The sequence below is a fragment of the Bacillus sp. ISL-75 genome (genome assembly GCF_018613095.1).
The window spans coordinates 165,299-180,590 of sequence record NZ_JAGGQX010000052.1 but is presented as its reverse complement, the minus strand read 5'-3'; the positions used below and the strand labels follow the sequence as shown (position 1 = coordinate 180,590).

Annotated in this window: 14 protein-coding genes and 2 riboswitches; of the genes, 3 read left to right on the top strand and 11 right to left on the bottom strand. The window is 38.9% G+C overall.

Annotation, left to right across the window (positions count from 1 at the left end; translation table 11 throughout):
* Position 1 precedes the first annotated feature (1 nt).
* Positions 2 to 826, bottom strand: coding sequence for an electron transfer flavoprotein subunit beta/FixA family protein (locus J7E63_RS21090; RefSeq protein ID WP_215015893.1), 825 nt, complete (start codon positions 824 to 826; stop codon positions 2 to 4).
* 394 nt (positions 827 to 1,220) lie between these two features.
* Here J7E63_RS21090 and J7E63_RS21085 point away from each other — a divergent pair, with 394 nt between their 5' ends.
* Positions 1,221 to 1,955 (top strand): ZIP family metal transporter, encoded by a 735-nt coding sequence (locus J7E63_RS21085; RefSeq protein ID WP_215015891.1) that lies wholly within the window; start codon positions 1,221 to 1,223, stop codon positions 1,953 to 1,955.
* Between the two features lie 59 nt (positions 1,956 to 2,014).
* On the opposite strand, the gene J7E63_RS21080 is transcribed toward J7E63_RS21085, so the two are convergent.
* From J7E63_RS21080 to J7E63_RS21055, 6 genes are all read right to left on the bottom strand, one after another.
* Positions 2,015 to 2,257: an aspartyl-phosphate phosphatase Spo0E family protein gene (locus J7E63_RS21080; protein WP_215015888.1), complete on the bottom strand. Its 243-nt coding sequence runs from the start codon at positions 2,255 to 2,257 to the stop codon at positions 2,015 to 2,017.
* A 271-nt stretch (positions 2,258 to 2,528) separates the two neighbouring features.
* Complete coding sequence (locus J7E63_RS21075; RefSeq protein WP_215015886.1) at positions 2,529 to 3,062, bottom strand: 1,2-dihydroxy-3-keto-5-methylthiopentene dioxygenase; 534 nt, start codon at positions 3,060 to 3,062, stop codon at positions 2,529 to 2,531.
* Between the two features lie 30 nt (positions 3,063 to 3,092).
* A complete protein-coding gene (locus tag J7E63_RS21070) occupies positions 3,093 to 3,722 on the bottom strand; it encodes a methylthioribulose 1-phosphate dehydratase (protein ID WP_215015879.1) in 630 nt (209 codons plus the stop codon).
* Positions 3,716 to 4,390 carry a 2-hydroxy-3-keto-5-methylthiopentenyl-1-phosphate phosphatase gene (locus J7E63_RS21065; RefSeq protein ID WP_215015870.1) on the bottom strand — a complete coding sequence of 225 codons (675 nt, stop codon included), beginning with the start codon at positions 4,388 to 4,390 and terminating at the stop codon, positions 3,716 to 3,718. The genes J7E63_RS21070 and J7E63_RS21065 overlap by 7 nt, the downstream gene beginning before the upstream one ends.
* Positions 4,387 to 5,598 carry a 2,3-diketo-5-methylthiopentyl-1-phosphate enolase gene (gene mtnW, locus J7E63_RS21060; RefSeq protein WP_215015862.1) on the bottom strand — a complete coding sequence of 404 codons (1,212 nt, stop codon included), beginning with the start codon at positions 5,596 to 5,598 and terminating at the stop codon, positions 4,387 to 4,389. Before mtnW ends, J7E63_RS21065 begins: the two co-directional genes overlap by 4 nt.
* A 72-nt stretch (positions 5,599 to 5,670) precedes the next feature.
* A riboswitch (SAM riboswitch) is annotated at positions 5,671 to 5,779 on the bottom strand.
* An 84-nt stretch (positions 5,780 to 5,863) separates the two neighbouring features.
* Positions 5,864 to 7,039 (bottom strand): pyridoxal phosphate-dependent aminotransferase, encoded by a 1,176-nt coding sequence (locus J7E63_RS21055; protein WP_215015855.1) that lies wholly within the window; start codon positions 7,037 to 7,039, stop codon positions 5,864 to 5,866.
* A 117-nt stretch (positions 7,040 to 7,156) separates the two neighbouring features.
* On the opposite strand from J7E63_RS21055, the gene J7E63_RS21050 reads away from it, so the two are divergent.
* The gene (locus J7E63_RS21050; RefSeq protein WP_215015853.1) at positions 7,157 to 7,942 is read left to right on the top strand and encodes a carbon-nitrogen family hydrolase; all 786 of its coding nucleotides are present in this window, start codon (positions 7,157 to 7,159) and stop codon (positions 7,940 to 7,942) included.
* A gap of 68 nt (positions 7,943 to 8,010) precedes the next feature.
* A riboswitch (SAM riboswitch) is annotated at positions 8,011 to 8,163 on the top strand.
* 103 nt (positions 8,164 to 8,266) lie between these two features.
* Positions 8,267 to 9,451 carry an S-methyl-5-thioribose kinase gene (gene mtnK / locus J7E63_RS21045; RefSeq protein WP_215015851.1) on the top strand — a complete coding sequence of 395 codons (1,185 nt, stop codon included), beginning with the start codon at positions 8,267 to 8,269 and terminating at the stop codon, positions 9,449 to 9,451.
* 103 nt (positions 9,452 to 9,554) lie between these two features.
* On the opposite strand, the gene J7E63_RS21040 is transcribed toward mtnK, so the two are convergent.
* From J7E63_RS21040 to J7E63_RS21025, 4 genes are all read right to left on the bottom strand, one after another.
* The gene (locus J7E63_RS21040) at positions 9,555 to 11,849 is read right to left on the bottom strand and encodes a transketolase C-terminal domain-containing protein (protein ID WP_215015849.1); all 2,295 of its coding nucleotides are present in this window, start codon (positions 11,847 to 11,849) and stop codon (positions 9,555 to 9,557) included.
* Complete coding sequence (locus J7E63_RS21035; protein ID WP_215015847.1) at positions 11,849 to 12,862, bottom strand: 2-oxoacid:acceptor oxidoreductase family protein; 1,014 nt, start codon at positions 12,860 to 12,862, stop codon at positions 11,849 to 11,851. The genes J7E63_RS21040 and J7E63_RS21035 overlap by 1 nt, the downstream gene beginning before the upstream one ends.
* 278 nt (positions 12,863 to 13,140) lie before the next feature.
* Complete coding sequence (locus tag J7E63_RS21030) at positions 13,141 to 13,860, bottom strand: LutC/YkgG family protein (RefSeq protein ID WP_251033651.1); 720 nt, start codon at positions 13,858 to 13,860, stop codon at positions 13,141 to 13,143.
* 2 nt (positions 13,861 to 13,862) lie between these two features.
* Positions 13,863 to 15,287, bottom strand: a complete 1,425-nt coding sequence (locus J7E63_RS21025; protein ID WP_215015839.1) for a LutB/LldF family L-lactate oxidation iron-sulfur protein — start codon at positions 15,285 to 15,287, stop codon at positions 13,863 to 13,865.
* Positions 15,288 to 15,292: the final 5 nt, after the last annotated feature.

Genomic DNA, 15,292 nt, shown 5'->3' with positions numbered 1-15,292 from the left:
ATTATTTAGATGATTGGATTGTTAACAGGTCCTTTTTCTCCATCAACAACGCCATTAGCTGGTTAACCTGTTCATCACTAGTACCCTCTAGTCTTTTCCCGCCTTCTGGACGTGGTGGCGTAAACATTTTTCCAACAATGGTTGGTGAACCCTTTAGTCCTAGTTGCGTGCGTTCTACATTTTCAAAGTCACTTACTGCCCAAATAATTGGTTCGTACCTTGCCGCTTTAATCATGTTCGGCATTGGCGAATAGTCGATGTCATTAATTTCTTTTTCAACCGTCAATAAACATGGAAGATTGGATTGAATCAATTCATAGCCATTGGTTAATTTCCGTTTAATAAGAACGGTGTTTTCTTTCTCATTGACTTCAGACACTTCAATTACATTAGTTATTGGCGGGATATCCATTCTTCTTGCAATACCAGGTCCAACTTGTCCTGTATCACCATCAATCGCGTGCTTCCCACAAATAATCATGTCAACTGGGTGTTCCTTATTGATTTTTTCTAAAGCTTTCGAAAGCGCATAACTAGTTGCCAGTGTATCTGCCCCTGCAAAGGCACGGTCAGAAATTAAATATCCTTTATCAGCACCTATTTCCACACTTTTCTTGATAATAGCAGTCGCTTGCGGTGGTCCCATTGATAAGACGGAAATGGTACCCCCTGTTTTTTCCCTAATTTTTACGGCCTCCTGAACTGCATGGGCATCGTAAGGGTTCAAGATGGCTGGTGCACTGCGACGGTCGAGTGTGTTGGTTTTAGGATTAATTTTAATAATTTTTGTATCTGGTACTTGTTTGACACATACGACAATATGCATGTAGGACTTTCCCTCCTCCATATGATCTGAGATTATTGAAAGCGTTTGCTTCCTATGGTTTAAAAATGCTTTTATTTACGATATATGAATCGCAACACAAGCATAGTACCAAACAGTGATAGTTTTCTTTTTTTCTTTCTCGATTTAACCTAAAACTAGTGATCATTTAATATTCTTAAAAATCTTATGCAGTAGCTAAGTAGTAGTTTGTAAAAGTTGAAGTTATTACAGTTTGTGGTAAGATATGTAGTTAATCGTGATGTGAATATTAGATAAAGTAGTACTAATATAACTATAAGAAATATTAAGATATAAACAATGATAAAAATCACAGCTACTGTCTAATATTGTAGATATTTGATTTGGATTAATTGGACAAGAAAGGAGATGTGTGATGACTGAAGTTATTTTTGGAAGTGTTCTTTCGGCGTTATCTACGGGGGCAGGGGCACTAATTATACTATTTATTCCTCATTCCATTACACATCGCTGGAAGGATGTTTTATTAGCATTTAGTGCAGGAATTATGATGGCAGCTGCTACGATTGGGTTGATCCCTGAGGCATTAAGAACAGGAGGCTTTGGTTCACTTTTTGCAGGAATTTGTTTAGGAGTATGGGTGCTGACTCTTTTGGAAAAAAATATCCCTCATATTGACTTACAGCATAACAAAAAGGGAATTCAATTTGATGAGAAGGCGTTGTTAATTATATCTGCAATTACACTGCATAATATTCCTGAGGGAATGTCAGTTGGCGTAAGCTATGCATCCGAACAGGGGGATACTGGAAATTTAATTGCTTTAGCGATTGGGTTTCAAAATGCGCCGGAAGGCCTACTTGTTGCATTATTTTTAATCAATCAGCAAATTAGTAAACTGAAGGCCTTCATTATTGCAACTTTAACTGGATCCATTGAAATCATTACTTCCTTATTAGGGTATTTTTTAACCTCATTTGTTCAAGGGCTTGTCCCCTATGGTCTTTCATTTGCTGCTGGTGCCATGTTATTTATTATTTATAAAGAATTAATTCCTGAAAGCCATGGAGACGGAAACGAGCGAGTATCCACCTATGCGTTTATCTTGGGGTTGCTTGTCATGGTGTACATTATTGATATTTTTTCATAAGTAATTATTTTACTAATCGGTTGAACAAAAAAAAATATCACTCTCTTACTTAATTATCATTAGACTAAAACTTTCGGCCAAATCATGATCATTTGTTTAAAGGCAAATTTAATTTCTTCATTTGGCCTGGAGATTTGGTCCATTACTTTTTGATACTCATTTATTAATTCATCTAGCTCTTGGCTATATTTTATTGTCATCTCATTGGTAAATCCCCTTGTATTGGCGCTATTTATCATTAATTCCCTTTTAGCCTTTATCTCTTCAATCATTTCATTATGGGTATCACTATACTCGCACACAATTATCCCCCTACCTCTTACTCTATTACTGTAAACAACGAAAAATTAGACTACTTGATGAATTATGACAAGAATTTATATAAAAGTAAACACAATCGCAAAAGTAGACAAAACATTCTATTTCTTTCGTTTTTCGACAAATTCTTCAAATAAATTCTTGTTTTTACGACAAAATTCTTCTAAGTTGCAAGCGTTTTATTCTATTTCAACATACTTTTAGACACAATAAAAAAACTGGCATGCACCTATCTGCAGCCAGTTTTAGTATCTGTTATTGATTTACTTCTTCTTTACCGTAAATAGGTACCCATCCCTCGGTGGTAACAAAAATCCTTACAGCAACCACTTTCCGATCTTCTTCAAGGGTAAAATAGTGCCTTGTATTTTCTGGTACAGAAATCAAGTCTCCTGGATTGAGATGTACTTCAAAGAACTCACCATCTTTACCTTGGATGACAAAGACACCGTGGCCGCTGACTATGAAACGAACTTCATCATCTGTATGATGATGCTCATTTTTAAAGTTTGTCAGTAATACATCCAAATTTGGAGTATTTTCTGATAAAGAAATGACATCTTGCGCTTTGTAGCCACGTCTAGCAGAAATATCTGCGATTTCGCCTTCAAATGCAGCTAGAATTTCTTCCTTTTCTTTATCGCTTAAAAGATACTTTTCTACGAGTTCAGCGGGAAGCTTGCTAATATCCCAATTTTCATAAATAACTTCCTGCGACTCCAGAAAGCTTGCAACCTCATCTTGTTCATGAATTTGCTCTTCCCTGGTTTGAAAAGTAATATATGCCATTCTTCATCATCCTCTCATTTTTAATATTTTTTACACTACCTTAAATAATTGATATGGTTTATGCTCTAGTAAACGTAATTGGTAGCGGAATAAAAACTCTGAGGCTTCAAGGATTTTTTTAGCCTCAAAGGCAGTTCTCCCCCATACCGTTATCCCATGGTTGCGAATCAAGATAGCTCCAGTATCTCCTGAAACATATTCAGAAAACTTATTGGCAAGTGTCGGGATATGGGCAAAATTGTGAATAATTGGTATTGTTAAGACTGCGTCCTCTTCCCACTTATCAAAAGCCTTGATCAACTCTTGCCCTTTAAATGTAACCTCACCATTATCACCATAAACTTCTGAGATCACATTATTATCAATCGTATGCACATGGAGACTGCAGCCAGCATTGGTTCGACGATAAATTTCGACATGAAGAAGTGTCTCTGCTGAAGGCTTTAAATGTGTTTCTTCAACTGCACGGCCAAATTCATCAACGAGTAAAAAATCTTCATCTGTTCGCTTCCGTTTATCCTTTCCACTTGCTGTTACTAAAAATTGAAGCGGATGATTACTTACTTTAATCGCCAAGTTACCGCTCGTACCCATAAACCAATCACGCTCAGCTAACTCATCCTTTACATCGGCTAATTCGTTCCATCTTTCATTTAGCATGTTAGTTCATCCACCTCAATTCTTTTTTTAATTTCCTCGATACAATCAAAAAAAGAAGTAAATCCTTGATGATTGATGCCCCATTCCACACATTTTTCCTGAAGTAAATCTCTTGCAAACACAAAGTCCGCATGTTTTGCTGCCTCGAGATCGGTTACCGAATCTCCAATAACAATTTTGAAACGGTTTTCCTGAGTGTTTAATTTACGAATAATACTTGGTTTACAACATCCGCAATCATTGTTACATAATGAATCACATTCATTCGGCCATAGAATTTTTATTCTCTCGTCTGTAAAATCCGATTCATTGCAATAAACTCCATCAAATGGACCATATTTCTCCAAGATTGGATAAACAAAGAAGTCAATACCGCCACTAACAATATAGAATGGAATACCTTTTGCACGCGCAAATTCAACAAACTCTCCAAATCCTGGACGAATCTTTGCATTTTCAATCGCAAATTCAGTCAGTTCATCCTTTAACCTACTTGGTAATAAAGAGAATAGTTTCCCAACTCCCTCATTGATCGAAATCTCACGTGAGAGGATTTGATCTTTGATCCGTTCCCACCCTTGAGGAGCAAACTTTTCCATCATGCTAATGATGTTATCACTTTCAGTTACCGTTCCGTCAAAATCACAAAAAATCACTGGTTTTGTCATAAGGTCACCTCTGCATTACCCCATAGTTTTAGTGCCGTATGGAGCTCAGGATGCTGTTTTGCACCTTCAGCTAATAACTTTCCTTTAAGATTGGTATCAATCGCTTGACGGAACGCAAGACCCCCTCCGCGTGCACCTTCTGGATGGCCATGGACCCCTCCGCCTGCATTAATGACAGAATCATTACCGAAGTCACGAATTAATAAAGGAACCAAGCCTGGATGAATTCCCGCTGATGGAACTGGGAATGACTTTTTAAAGACATCTTCTACGGTTAACTCACTTGCAATCGACAGTGCTTTCGTCTTCTCTAACGCCACGGTTCCATATGGGGATGGGAACAACGATAAATCAGCACCAGCATAACGAAGCAACTTTCCAAGCAATAATGAATGGGATAATCCATACACTGGAGATGATGTAAAAGCACCACTTACTGCAGGATGTGCCATTAGCGGTAAGGCAATTTCATCGTCTTCTCTTAATTCCTGCAGGACGTCTATGCCATAGGAAAACACATTAAACAGTAAGAGGTCCGCTCCAAGCTCTGCAGCCTTCCTTGCTTTTTCCTTCAGCTGCGATGTTCTACCCGTTAGGTTAACTGCATACAAAGTTCGATGTCCTGTTTGGTCAAATACTTCTTGCAATGCCTTTTTTCCTTCGACAATTCTTTTTTCAAACGGTGTCAGCTCATTTTCAAAAAGGATTTCATCATCCTTCACAAAATCTACACCACCAAGGGCTTGTTGCTTTAATTGCTCAACTAAAAATCCGAGATCTTTACCGAGCACTCCTTTAAAGATACTCATTAAAAGCGGTCTATTATAAACGTTTAATTTCTTCCGAAGACCTTCAATTCCAAACCTTGGGCCAGGGAACTGACTCTTTAATCCATCATCAAACTGTAAATCTAGTAATTTTATTTTTCCATCTAATGAAAGCTTACCGAAAACGGTTGTTAAAATAGCAGGCAGGTCATTAGAAAAATTAATCGATGGATAGGCTATACGGATTAAAGATTGGTCACCTTTTTCTACAGGTATCGTTTCAACTGATACCACACTGCCTTTATGCTTGCGTAATTGGCTTTGCTCTAGTTCAGGCAAGTTCGTCCATGAACCTACAGTTAATCCAAGTGCAATCTCTTCAGCCTTTTTGGTTGGTTTTTTTTCATCATGCAGTAAATATGTAGCAATTATTTTAGACATTCAAAAACACGTCCTTTCAAAAAACATAAAAAACCTCTTCAACAAAGAAGAGGTTAGCCGCAAACTAACATCTTCTCATCTATCAGCTTGTTGCTGCAAGAATTAGCACCGTGCCTAAAACTGGTTTAAGTCGGTTGCCGGGCTTCATCGGGCTTTTCCCTCCGCCTGCTCTTGATAAGAAAACGATTCGTATTTTTATAAAGTTTTTAATGTTGTTTAACTTTAATTTGCATTATCGCAGGAAAAATATAAAATGTCAATCAATTTAACAGAATATTTCCAAACGACTAATTCTTTCAACAGCTTCGGCTAATCGTTGTTCTGATGTTAATAACCCAACACGGACATATCCTTCTCCAAATTCTCCAAAGCCAATTCCCGGTGCAACCATAATATGTGCTTGTTCGAGTAAAATGTTAGCAAATTCCTCAGATGTTTTACCCTCAGGAACTTTGAGCCACGCGAAAAAGGAACCCTTTGGCGCGGTGACATTCCATCCCAATGAACGAAGCCCATCAATCAATACATTACGTCTTCGCTCATAAAGATCGTTTAGTTCCCGTACACAATCCTGAGGGCCCATTAAAGCCTCAGCCGCTGCCTCTTGTACAGCCCCAAATAAACTAACATAAAGATGGTCCTGTAAAAGTTCGATGCTTGAAATCACACTCTCATTCCCAACAGCAAAACCAACACGCCAGCCTGCCATATTAAAGGTTTTTGATAAAGTATATATCTCTATCCCAACCTCTTTAGCCCCTTCAATCTGCATAAAGCTTATTGGTTTTTCACCATCGAAACCAATAGCACCATAGGCAAAATCATGAACAACACAAATATCATGATCACTCGCTAGCTTAATAGTCTCATCAAAAAATTCATGAGTAGCTGTTGCTCCTGTTGGATTATTAGGATAATTGAGGAACATTAACTTTGCTTTTGATAAAACAGACTTATCCAGTTCGCAATAATCCGGTAGAAAGTTATTTTCCTCTCGTAACGGCATCGTAACCATTTCAGCTTTTGCAAGAGCAACCCCAGACCAATAATCCGGGTAACCGGGGTCAGGTACAAGGATGGTATCCCCCGGATTTAATAAGCATTGAGGAATTTCGACAAGTCCTGCTTTACCCCCAAACAAAATCGCCACTTCTTTATCCGGATCAATGGTCACTCCATATTCTCTTAAATAAAAATCAGCGGCAGCCTGTTTTAAATAACGATGTCCCTGAAAAGGAGAATATTTATGATTTAATGGATTCGCTGCTGCATCTTGAAGTTTTTTAACAATATGAGTAGGCGTTGGCTGATCAGGGTTGCCTTGCCCTAAATTAATCACATCAAACCCTTGTGAAATATATTCCCCTACTTTTTTAACAAGTGCAGCAAAAAATTGCTTCGGAAGATTAGTTAATAATTCTGATGGTGGAAATTGCTTCATTGTTCTCACCTGCTTAATTATTTATAAGAATCATTATGAATTTCTAGTCACAAATGATATAACTTTTATAATAGCTTGTAAAGAAAAAATCCCAAATTTCAAACGAGGTGAAGATTCGTGAAATTAAAAATTTCATGTCTGCAAATGGATATCGTCTTCGGTGATCCCAATAAAAACTACCAAACTGCCGAAAGACTCATTGAAAATGCACTGACTGAACAACCCGATATCATTGTCCTTCCGGAACTATGGACAACGGGATATGACTTGACCCGCCTGAATGAAATTGCAGACCCAAAAGCAGTACAAACAATTGAATTTCTGAGAAATGCAGCACAACAAAATCAGGTTCATTTCGTTGGCGGCTCAGTTGCGAACCGTGAAGAAACAGGAGTAAAAAATACTCTCCTCATCATCAATAAAGATGGCACGCTTGTGCACAAGTATAGTAAACTACATCTTTTTAAACTCATGAATGAGCATGTTTTCTTAGAGCCTGGCGCCGAGAAGGGACTTTTCCAACTTGATCATCATCAGTTTGCTGGGTCGATCTGTTATGATATCCGGTTTCCAGAGTGGATACGCGCTCACACATCAGAAGGTGCAGAAGCACTGTTTGTTGTGGCCGAATGGCCTGCACCCAGATTGTCCCACTGGAGGGCCCTTTTAATTGCCAGAGCAATTGAAAATCAATGTTATGTAATTGCCTGTAACCGTTCTGGAAATGACCCAAATAACCATTTTGCTGGTCACTCGATGATTATTGACCCGTGGGGTGAGGTCATTGCTGAGGCTGGAATGAAGGAAGAAATCCTATCGGCTGAAATTGAGATGGACTTAGTCAAGGAGGTCCGTAAGCAAATTCCTATTTTCACGGATAGAAAACCAGAATTCTATAAATAATAATTTTCAAAAAATATTGACACTTTCTCTTTGTTACTGATATGATTTTTACCAGTTAAATAGATTTTCTCTTATCATGAGCTGGCTGAGGGATTTGGCCCTTTGAAGCCCAGCAACCGACCGGAAACCCATTGAAATGGGGCGCTTTTTGCGCTGGGGATTCCCCCTTTAAGGCACGGTGCTAATTCCAACAGAAGGATTATCTTTCTGAGAGATAAGAGGTGCGACAGACAATATTGTCTATCAGCCTCTTTCAGATGAGAAAGAGGCTTTTTTAGTGCCTGCGTGCATAATTAAGCCTCCCAAAAACGAGGAGGTACCATAATGAGTCTACTAAAACAAAAAACATACCAGCCTTTAACAAACGAAAGTGCAGTTGAACTGGCACTTGAATTGAAAATTTTTGACCAGCATGCAAAACTTTCCTGCAAGGAGATTGGCGATGGGAATCTCAATCTAGTCTTTCATATTGTTGATGAATTGGAAGGAAAAAGTGTTATTATCAAACAAGCTCTCCCTTATGCAAAGGTAGTTGGCGAAAGCTGGCCATTAACTTTGAAAAGAGCAAAAATTGAAGCGGATGCCTTAAAAATTTTCGGACAGATTGCTCCAGATTATGTGCCCCAAGTTTTTTTCACAGATGATGTCCTAGCTGTAACCGTAATGGAGGACCTTTCCCATCTTTCGATCGCAAGAACTGGCTTTATCAAAGGAGAAACTTATCCATTAATTTCAAAACATCTAGGTGAATATCTTGCAAAAACATTATTTTACACTTCTGATTACGGATTAAGCCCTTCCGTAAAAAAGGAATATGTACAACAGTTTATCAATCCCGAGCTTTGCAAAATAACTGAAGATTTAATCTTCACAGATCCTTTTATTGATGCAGAAACCAACGATTTCGAGGAAGGACTGCGTCCTGTTGTCGAAGAGCTTTGGCAGGATGATGAACTAAAGTTTCATGTAAATATTTTGAAGAAACGCTTTTTAACAGAGGCTGAAGTTCTCCTCCATGGTGATCTTCATACCGGAAGTGTTTTTGCCGATAATTATGAAACAAAAGTAATCGATCCCGAATTTTCTTTCTACGGACCAGCTGGATTTGATATCGGCCAAGTAATTGCAAATCTTCTCTTCCAGGTAATAGCAAATGTTGAAGAAAGGGATCTTTTCCTCAATCATATTGAAACGGTATGGAGTGAATTTGAGGATCAATTTACACTATTATGGAATACGGAGAATAAAGACGATTACGCTAAATCCTATACCTTTCTAAACTATAATTTAACTAAGTTTTTTGAGGATTCAATCGGCTTTGCCGGCTGCGAATTAATCAGAAGAACAATTGGTCTTGCTCATGTTGCTGATTTAGATCAGATCGAGGATGATCAAACTAGATTCACTGCAAAACAGAAAACACTAGGTCTAGGGAAAGTCCTAATCAAACAACGAAAAGAAATCAAAAATCTGACTGCTTTCATAGCAACTGTTAAAGAAACACTTTAATATAGAAAAAGCAATCCAACTAGGATTGCTTTTTCTAGTCAGAACCCTGTCAATAACCAACAAAAAAACACTTCCCAATGAAGTGTTTTTTGAATTGCTTTTTTTACAGCATAGGATTTTCATTCTTTGCTTTGAGTCTTTGCCATCTTTTCTCAACTTCTGCTTCAAATTCTTCTAGCATTGGCTTGTTTTCAACTTTAAGTAGGTGTTTTGTTTTCCCCATATATTTTAACCAATCAGAAAGTGGAATTCGTTTGTTCTTCTCTTCAGGATTGTAAGTTATGGTTGTAACACCTTGTTCTACTTCATATAGCGGGAAGAAGCAAGAATCTACAGCAGCTTCGATAATTTTTGCACCAAAACGGTCATCAGATTTCCAGTTTAGTGGGCATGTGATGAGAAGTTTTCCATATACTGTTCCAACATTTTGTGCGTACCATTGTGCTTTTGCACCTTTTTTAACTAAGTCCTGTGGAAAGGCTTCCGAACCGGTAAACACATAAGGAATATTGGTAGCAGCCATAATTTGCGGAGTATCCTTATGGTGGAAGGCTTTTCCTCGCTGTGCTTTTCCAACTCCTGATGTACTTGTCATATGACCCAGTGGTGTTGAATAAGACATTTGTGAGCCTGTATTCATGTAGCCCTCATTATCATATTCAAGCATAATCAGTTTATGTCCGCGAAGAGCAGTACCAATCGCAGAACCCATACCAATATCCATACCACCATCACCAGTAATCATAACAAATGTGGCGTCATCCGATACTTCAATTTCGCCGCGTCGTTTTAATTCCATGAATGCTTCAACAGTACCTGAAAGCGTTGCGGCACCGTTTTGGAACAAATTGTGCATCATCGTTTGCTTATGGGAGGTGCTAGGATATGATGTTGTTGTTACATAAGCGCATCCCGTTTGGAATAGAGTAACAATATCTCCCTCAATCCCTTTAAAGAATAACTCGAGTCCAGCAAAAATTCCGCACCCTGGACATGCCCCGTGACCGGAGGCAATCCGTTTCGGTTTACCAGTTAAAGCACGTAACGGCGGGATTTTCACCTTTAATTTATTGGTTTCTTCATCCATCTTCACATCAATTAAACCTGATTTAAAAACATCCCCGTGCTGTGGCAAAATAACAGGCTTAAGGATTTTTTCAGGATTACCTGGAATATGACCATAGTAATCAAATGGCTTTTCAGCATATCCTTTTTCCTTTGCATCAAGTGCCATTTCAAAGAAAGCCTGTGCATCAGTTGCATAGAAATCCTTACCACCGAGACCAAATACGCGGCTTAACACGATCGTCTTGTTGTCTTTGTCATCTTGAAGTGCAGATTTTACTTCATGTGTAAGGTTAGGACCATTTGCTCCGTAAGAATCCGCACGTTCCCCAACTAATAATGATTTTACATTCTTAAGGGCTTCACGAATTTCCTTTGCAGGGAATGGACGGATAATATTCGGGCTAATTACACCTGCTTTAATTCCTTTTGCACGAAGTTGATCCACTACATCTTTAGCAGATTCTGCCGCAGAGTTTAATAGGAATAATGCTACATCAGCATCTTCCATTTTATATAAATCTAGAACTGGATATTCTCTTCCAGAAAGCTTAGCATATTCCGAAGCCACTTCCTTAAATACCTCACCAGCATTGTACATTGCTTCTGATTGTTGGTAGTGATTGTTAATGAAATCATCACCACTCATATGAGCACCAATCGTTACTGGCTTCCTCAAGTCTCTAACAAAGTTGTAATCGGTTGGACATTCACCTACAAATTGCTGTACAACACTGCGGTCCTTAAAGAATTCCACTCGACGCTTTTGGTGGGATGTAAAGAAGCCATCATAAGCAACAATAACTGGTAAGCGAACCTTTGAATGTTCGGCAATTTTAAGCGCCATAATATTTATATCATATACAGCTTGCGGTGTTTTTGCTGTTAAGATTACCCAGCCTGTATTTAATGCATAATAGAGATCCGAGTGATCGCCACGAATATCAAGCGGACCACTGACGGCACGAGTAACTAGATTCATAACCATTGGAAAACGTGTCCCTGATTGGACAGGCATTTGTTCAAGCATATATAAGAATCCATTTGCACTGGTTGCATTGATAACACGTGCACCAGTTGCCGCAGCACCGTAGCAAATACCTGCTGAACCGTGCTCGCCATCGGCAGGAATCAGTTTAATATCATGCTCCCCGCGCGTTTTCATTTGATCTAAAAATTGTGCAACCTCTGTTGAAGGTGTAATTGGGAAATATCCCATAATATGATAATTGATTTGTGCTGCCGCCATAGCAGCCATTTCATTTCCAGATTCAAAAGTGGAAATTTGTTCTGCTACACCTTTTGTTGTTAATTTATCTTCTAAAATAGCCATTATTGGATTCCTCCTGCAATATAAGGAAAGTTTTGCTTTACGCGGTTATTATCTGCATACCCAAGCATTTCACGAAGATCACCGAGTGCGTCGGTTGGGCATGCTTCCACGCATTTCAGGCAGCCTTTACAGTATTGGTAATCAATACCTTGAAGGAACATTTGTTTTCTTCCACACTTATCTTCTCCTTCTTCCCAAACGAAGCAAAAGTCAGGACAAACGTTGTCACATGCAGCACAGTGAATACATTTGTCTTGTTGGAACTCCGGAAGGAATCCTTGGCGTGAACCACTTAAATCTTTAAAAATACTATTTGCTTGAGAAACCATGACACCACCGATTTCCTGAGTCAAGTATCCAAGCTGTGGATGTGGGCGTGTGAAGGCTTTTCCTTCAGCCCCTTCTGGCACTTTATATGTTTTAAATTGAACCTCATTATAACCGCGGTCAAAAGTGCGGATATTTGGTTCAACTAGATGCGGGTATTTCTTCGTAAACGTTTTCCGAATCACGTCTCTCATGGATTCAGGATCTAGAAAATCACAAATACGATATAATGCTCCTAGCATTGCCGTATTTACTTTCGTTTTTTCCTCTACGGCTATCTGGAGGGCATCAACAATCGCTAGTGTACCATAATCTAATTGTAAATCCGTTTTAACTTCATCAAAATCCCTTGCTGTATTTACTAAGACTATACTATCAGCATTCAAACCGCTAACAACATCAACCGTTCTATATAAGGCTTCATGGAAAACACCAACAATATGTGGTTGTTCAATGGGACTATGATCTCTAATTTCTACATCTGGTTCACAAAAGCGAATGAAACTCTTTACTGGAGACCCTTTTTTCTCAGAGCCGTAGGATGAAAAATTGGATCCTTTCAAGCCAAGACTTAAAACACCAGCCTCCGCTAACATTTTTCCAGCCAGGTTAGCTCCCAGCCCCCCAATTGATTCAAGACGGATTTCAAAAAATCCTAATTCATTTTTTTTCAGTAAAATAGACATAATGTCCCTCCCTAACTTCGTTCAATAAAATAACACGAAATAGACATAAAAATTCAACTTCCCAAAAACTATTGTAAGACAACTATTTTTATTACGCTGTGATAAAAGTCAAACATAACGATAATTATTTTGAAACACATAAAATTTTTATTGAATAAGGGTTACTATATATGACTTTAAAGAGCTTTCATAATTATATAACAGGTCAATTTATGTTGTATAACAGGTTACAAAAAAATGATCTGCATCCATTTCAGGATACAGACCATTCCATTTGTTTAAAGATCGTTAATAACAATATAGGAAGCTTTTACTGGCCCATGGACACCAACTACTAGATTCAATTCAATATCCGCAGAGTTACTTGGTCCGGTAATAAAATTGATGCATGAAGCAACATGCCCCGTTTTCTTGTGAATCTCCCTCATCTTTTGAGCAGCTTGCGTAATCCGTGGAACTAAAGTGCTTTTCGGTACAAGTGCAATATAGGTTGCTGGTAAAAAGCTAACTGTTCTTCCTTTATTCTCATCGCTAAACAAAACCACCGTACCGGATTCTGCAAGTGTTATTTCACTTATGGTAATCCCGACATTAGCCTTTTCCGCTTTCGCGATATTTTCTTTCCCTTTGGTATGATTCCATTCAAATACTTCCATTTTCCGGCTAGGCCATTCTTTCTTAAATAGCGGATCCAGCCCCCACTGAGAAAAACGCTCATCTTTCCAGGTTACACTTGGGCCGCCACCATAACCTGAAACCACTTTGTTAAGCGTAGTTGCTAAATCTTTGCTGTCAGTTACATAGAGGTTTGTATGGATTTTCTTACATTGTTCTGTTAATACCTCTAACAAATCGTCCTGAGTAGCATCCTTTAACACCTCATATTGGGGCTGGAATTTCCAAGTCGGCCTTTCAACCGCAGAGGAAATTCGTGGGCGTTCAAGGCGGCCGGCAATTTGATTTAAAAATTTATCCCGATTTTGAATCGTCCCTACCATGATTATTGGCCTCCTTTTTCACGGTTTTTAAACCAATCTCTGAATCGCTCTTTATTTGGTGCCGGAAACTCACGAATATCTGTCCAAGCCTTTAATGGACCTGGCCCTTTTGATATTTTCTCTCCAACCGTAAACGGGTTCATTGCAGCTGGTGTCATTTTCGAACCAAGCTTGTATAAGAGTGGTGATGCTGCCCCTAAACCAAAAGCCTTCATTGCCAGTTTCTCGGAAATAGGTGCTTTTCCTTCTTTTTCGACAATGATTTCACGGTGTTTGTGGAGAAGGTTATGTAACGGTATTTTTACCGGACATACCTCTGTGCAAGCACCACATAGAGTTGATGCGTAAGGCAATTCTTTGAATTCGTCATATCCACCTAATAAAGGAGAAAGGACCGCACCTATTGGGCCAGAATAGATCGAGCCGTAGGAGTGGCCGCCCACATGACGATACACAGGGCATACATTAATACATGCAGCACAACGGATACATTGCAATACCGACTTGAATTCCCCGCCAAGTATGTTGGATCTGCCATTATCGACAATGACAAGGTGAAATTCCTCCGGACCATCCGCATCCAATGCTTCTTTTGGTCCTGTTAACACGGTAATATAACTGGTTAATTTTTGCCCTACGGCGCTTCTCGTTAATAAACTAACAAGAACTTCCATCTCTTCAAAGGTTGGGACAAGTCTTTCCATACCCATGACGGTAATTTGTGTTTTTGGTAACGCGGTAACTAAATCAGCATTTCCTTCATTCGTCACTAAACTAAAAGAACCGGTCTCTGCCACTGCAAAGTTACATCCGGTTATACCAATATCAGCTGATAGGTATTCCTTCCTAAGCATTTCACGTGCATGCCAGGCTAATTCTTCTGGTTTTGAAGTCTTTTTATAACCAAGCTTTTCAGTAAACACGTCACGAATTTGTTCTTTATTTTTATGCAGGGCGGGCACGACAATATGAGATGGCGGATCATGATCATCAACTTGAAGAATGTATTCGCCTAGATCCGTTTCAATTACCTCACAGCCTTCTTGTTCCAGCATTGCATTTAAGCTTATTTCCTCTGTTACCATTGATTTGGATTTAACAATTTTCTTTGCTTCTTTTTTCTTAACTATTTCACGAATATAATCATTAGCTTCTTCCTTGGTCTGAGCAAAAAATACATGTCCACCCCGCTTAGCTACATTTTCACTTAATTGCTCTAAGTAATAATCTAAGTGCTCTAACACATGTTGACGAATTTCTTCCCCGTGTGAGCGCCACTCTTCCCAGTTTCCTAATTCTTCTGTTGCAACACGCCTTTTTACGCCCATACCGTCCTGTGCTCCTGCAACGGCACCCCGCATGAAGTCATCATGGATCCCTTTATCAACACGTTCTTTAAATTGATCCGTGCTAATCTTCATTGACATACGAC

Excerpts from the sequence above, each read along its gene's own strand:
- J7E63_RS21090 (WP_215015893.1), bottom strand. The coding sequence starts at position 826 with ATGCATATTGTCGTATGTGTCAAACAAGTACCAGATACAAAAATTATT.
- J7E63_RS21085 (WP_215015891.1), top strand. The coding sequence starts at position 1,221 with ATGACTGAAGTTATTTTTGGAAGTGTTCTTTCGGCGTTATCTACGGGG.
- J7E63_RS21075 (WP_215015886.1), bottom strand. The coding sequence starts at position 3,062 with ATGGCATATATTACTTTTCAAACCAGGGAAGAGCAAATTCATGAACAA.
- J7E63_RS21070 (WP_215015879.1), bottom strand. The coding sequence starts at position 3,722 with ATGCTAAATGAAAGATGGAACGAATTAGCCGATGTAAAGGATGAGTTA.
- J7E63_RS21065 (WP_215015870.1), bottom strand. The coding sequence starts at position 4,390 with ATGACAAAACCAGTGATTTTTTGTGATTTTGACGGAACGGTAACTGAA.
- mtnW (WP_215015862.1), bottom strand. The coding sequence starts at position 5,598 with ATGTCTAAAATAATTGCTACATATTTACTGCATGATGAAAAAAAACCA.
- J7E63_RS21055 (WP_215015855.1), bottom strand. The coding sequence starts at position 7,039 with ATGAAGCAATTTCCACCATCAGAATTATTAACTAATCTTCCGAAGCAA.
- mtnK (WP_215015851.1), top strand. The coding sequence starts at position 8,267 with ATGAGTCTACTAAAACAAAAAACATACCAGCCTTTAACAAACGAAAGT.
- J7E63_RS21040 (WP_215015849.1), bottom strand. The coding sequence starts at position 11,849 with ATGGCTATTTTAGAAGATAAATTAACAACAAAAGGTGTAGCAGAACAA.
- J7E63_RS21035 (WP_215015847.1), bottom strand. The coding sequence starts at position 12,862 with ATGTCTATTTTACTGAAAAAAAATGAATTAGGATTTTTTGAAATCCGT.
- J7E63_RS21030 (WP_251033651.1), bottom strand. The coding sequence starts at position 13,860 with ATGGTAGGGACGATTCAAAATCGGGATAAATTTTTAAATCAAATTGCC.
- J7E63_RS21025 (WP_215015839.1), bottom strand. The coding sequence starts at position 15,287 with ATGTCAATGAAGATTAGCACGGATCAATTTAAAGAACGTGTTGATAAA.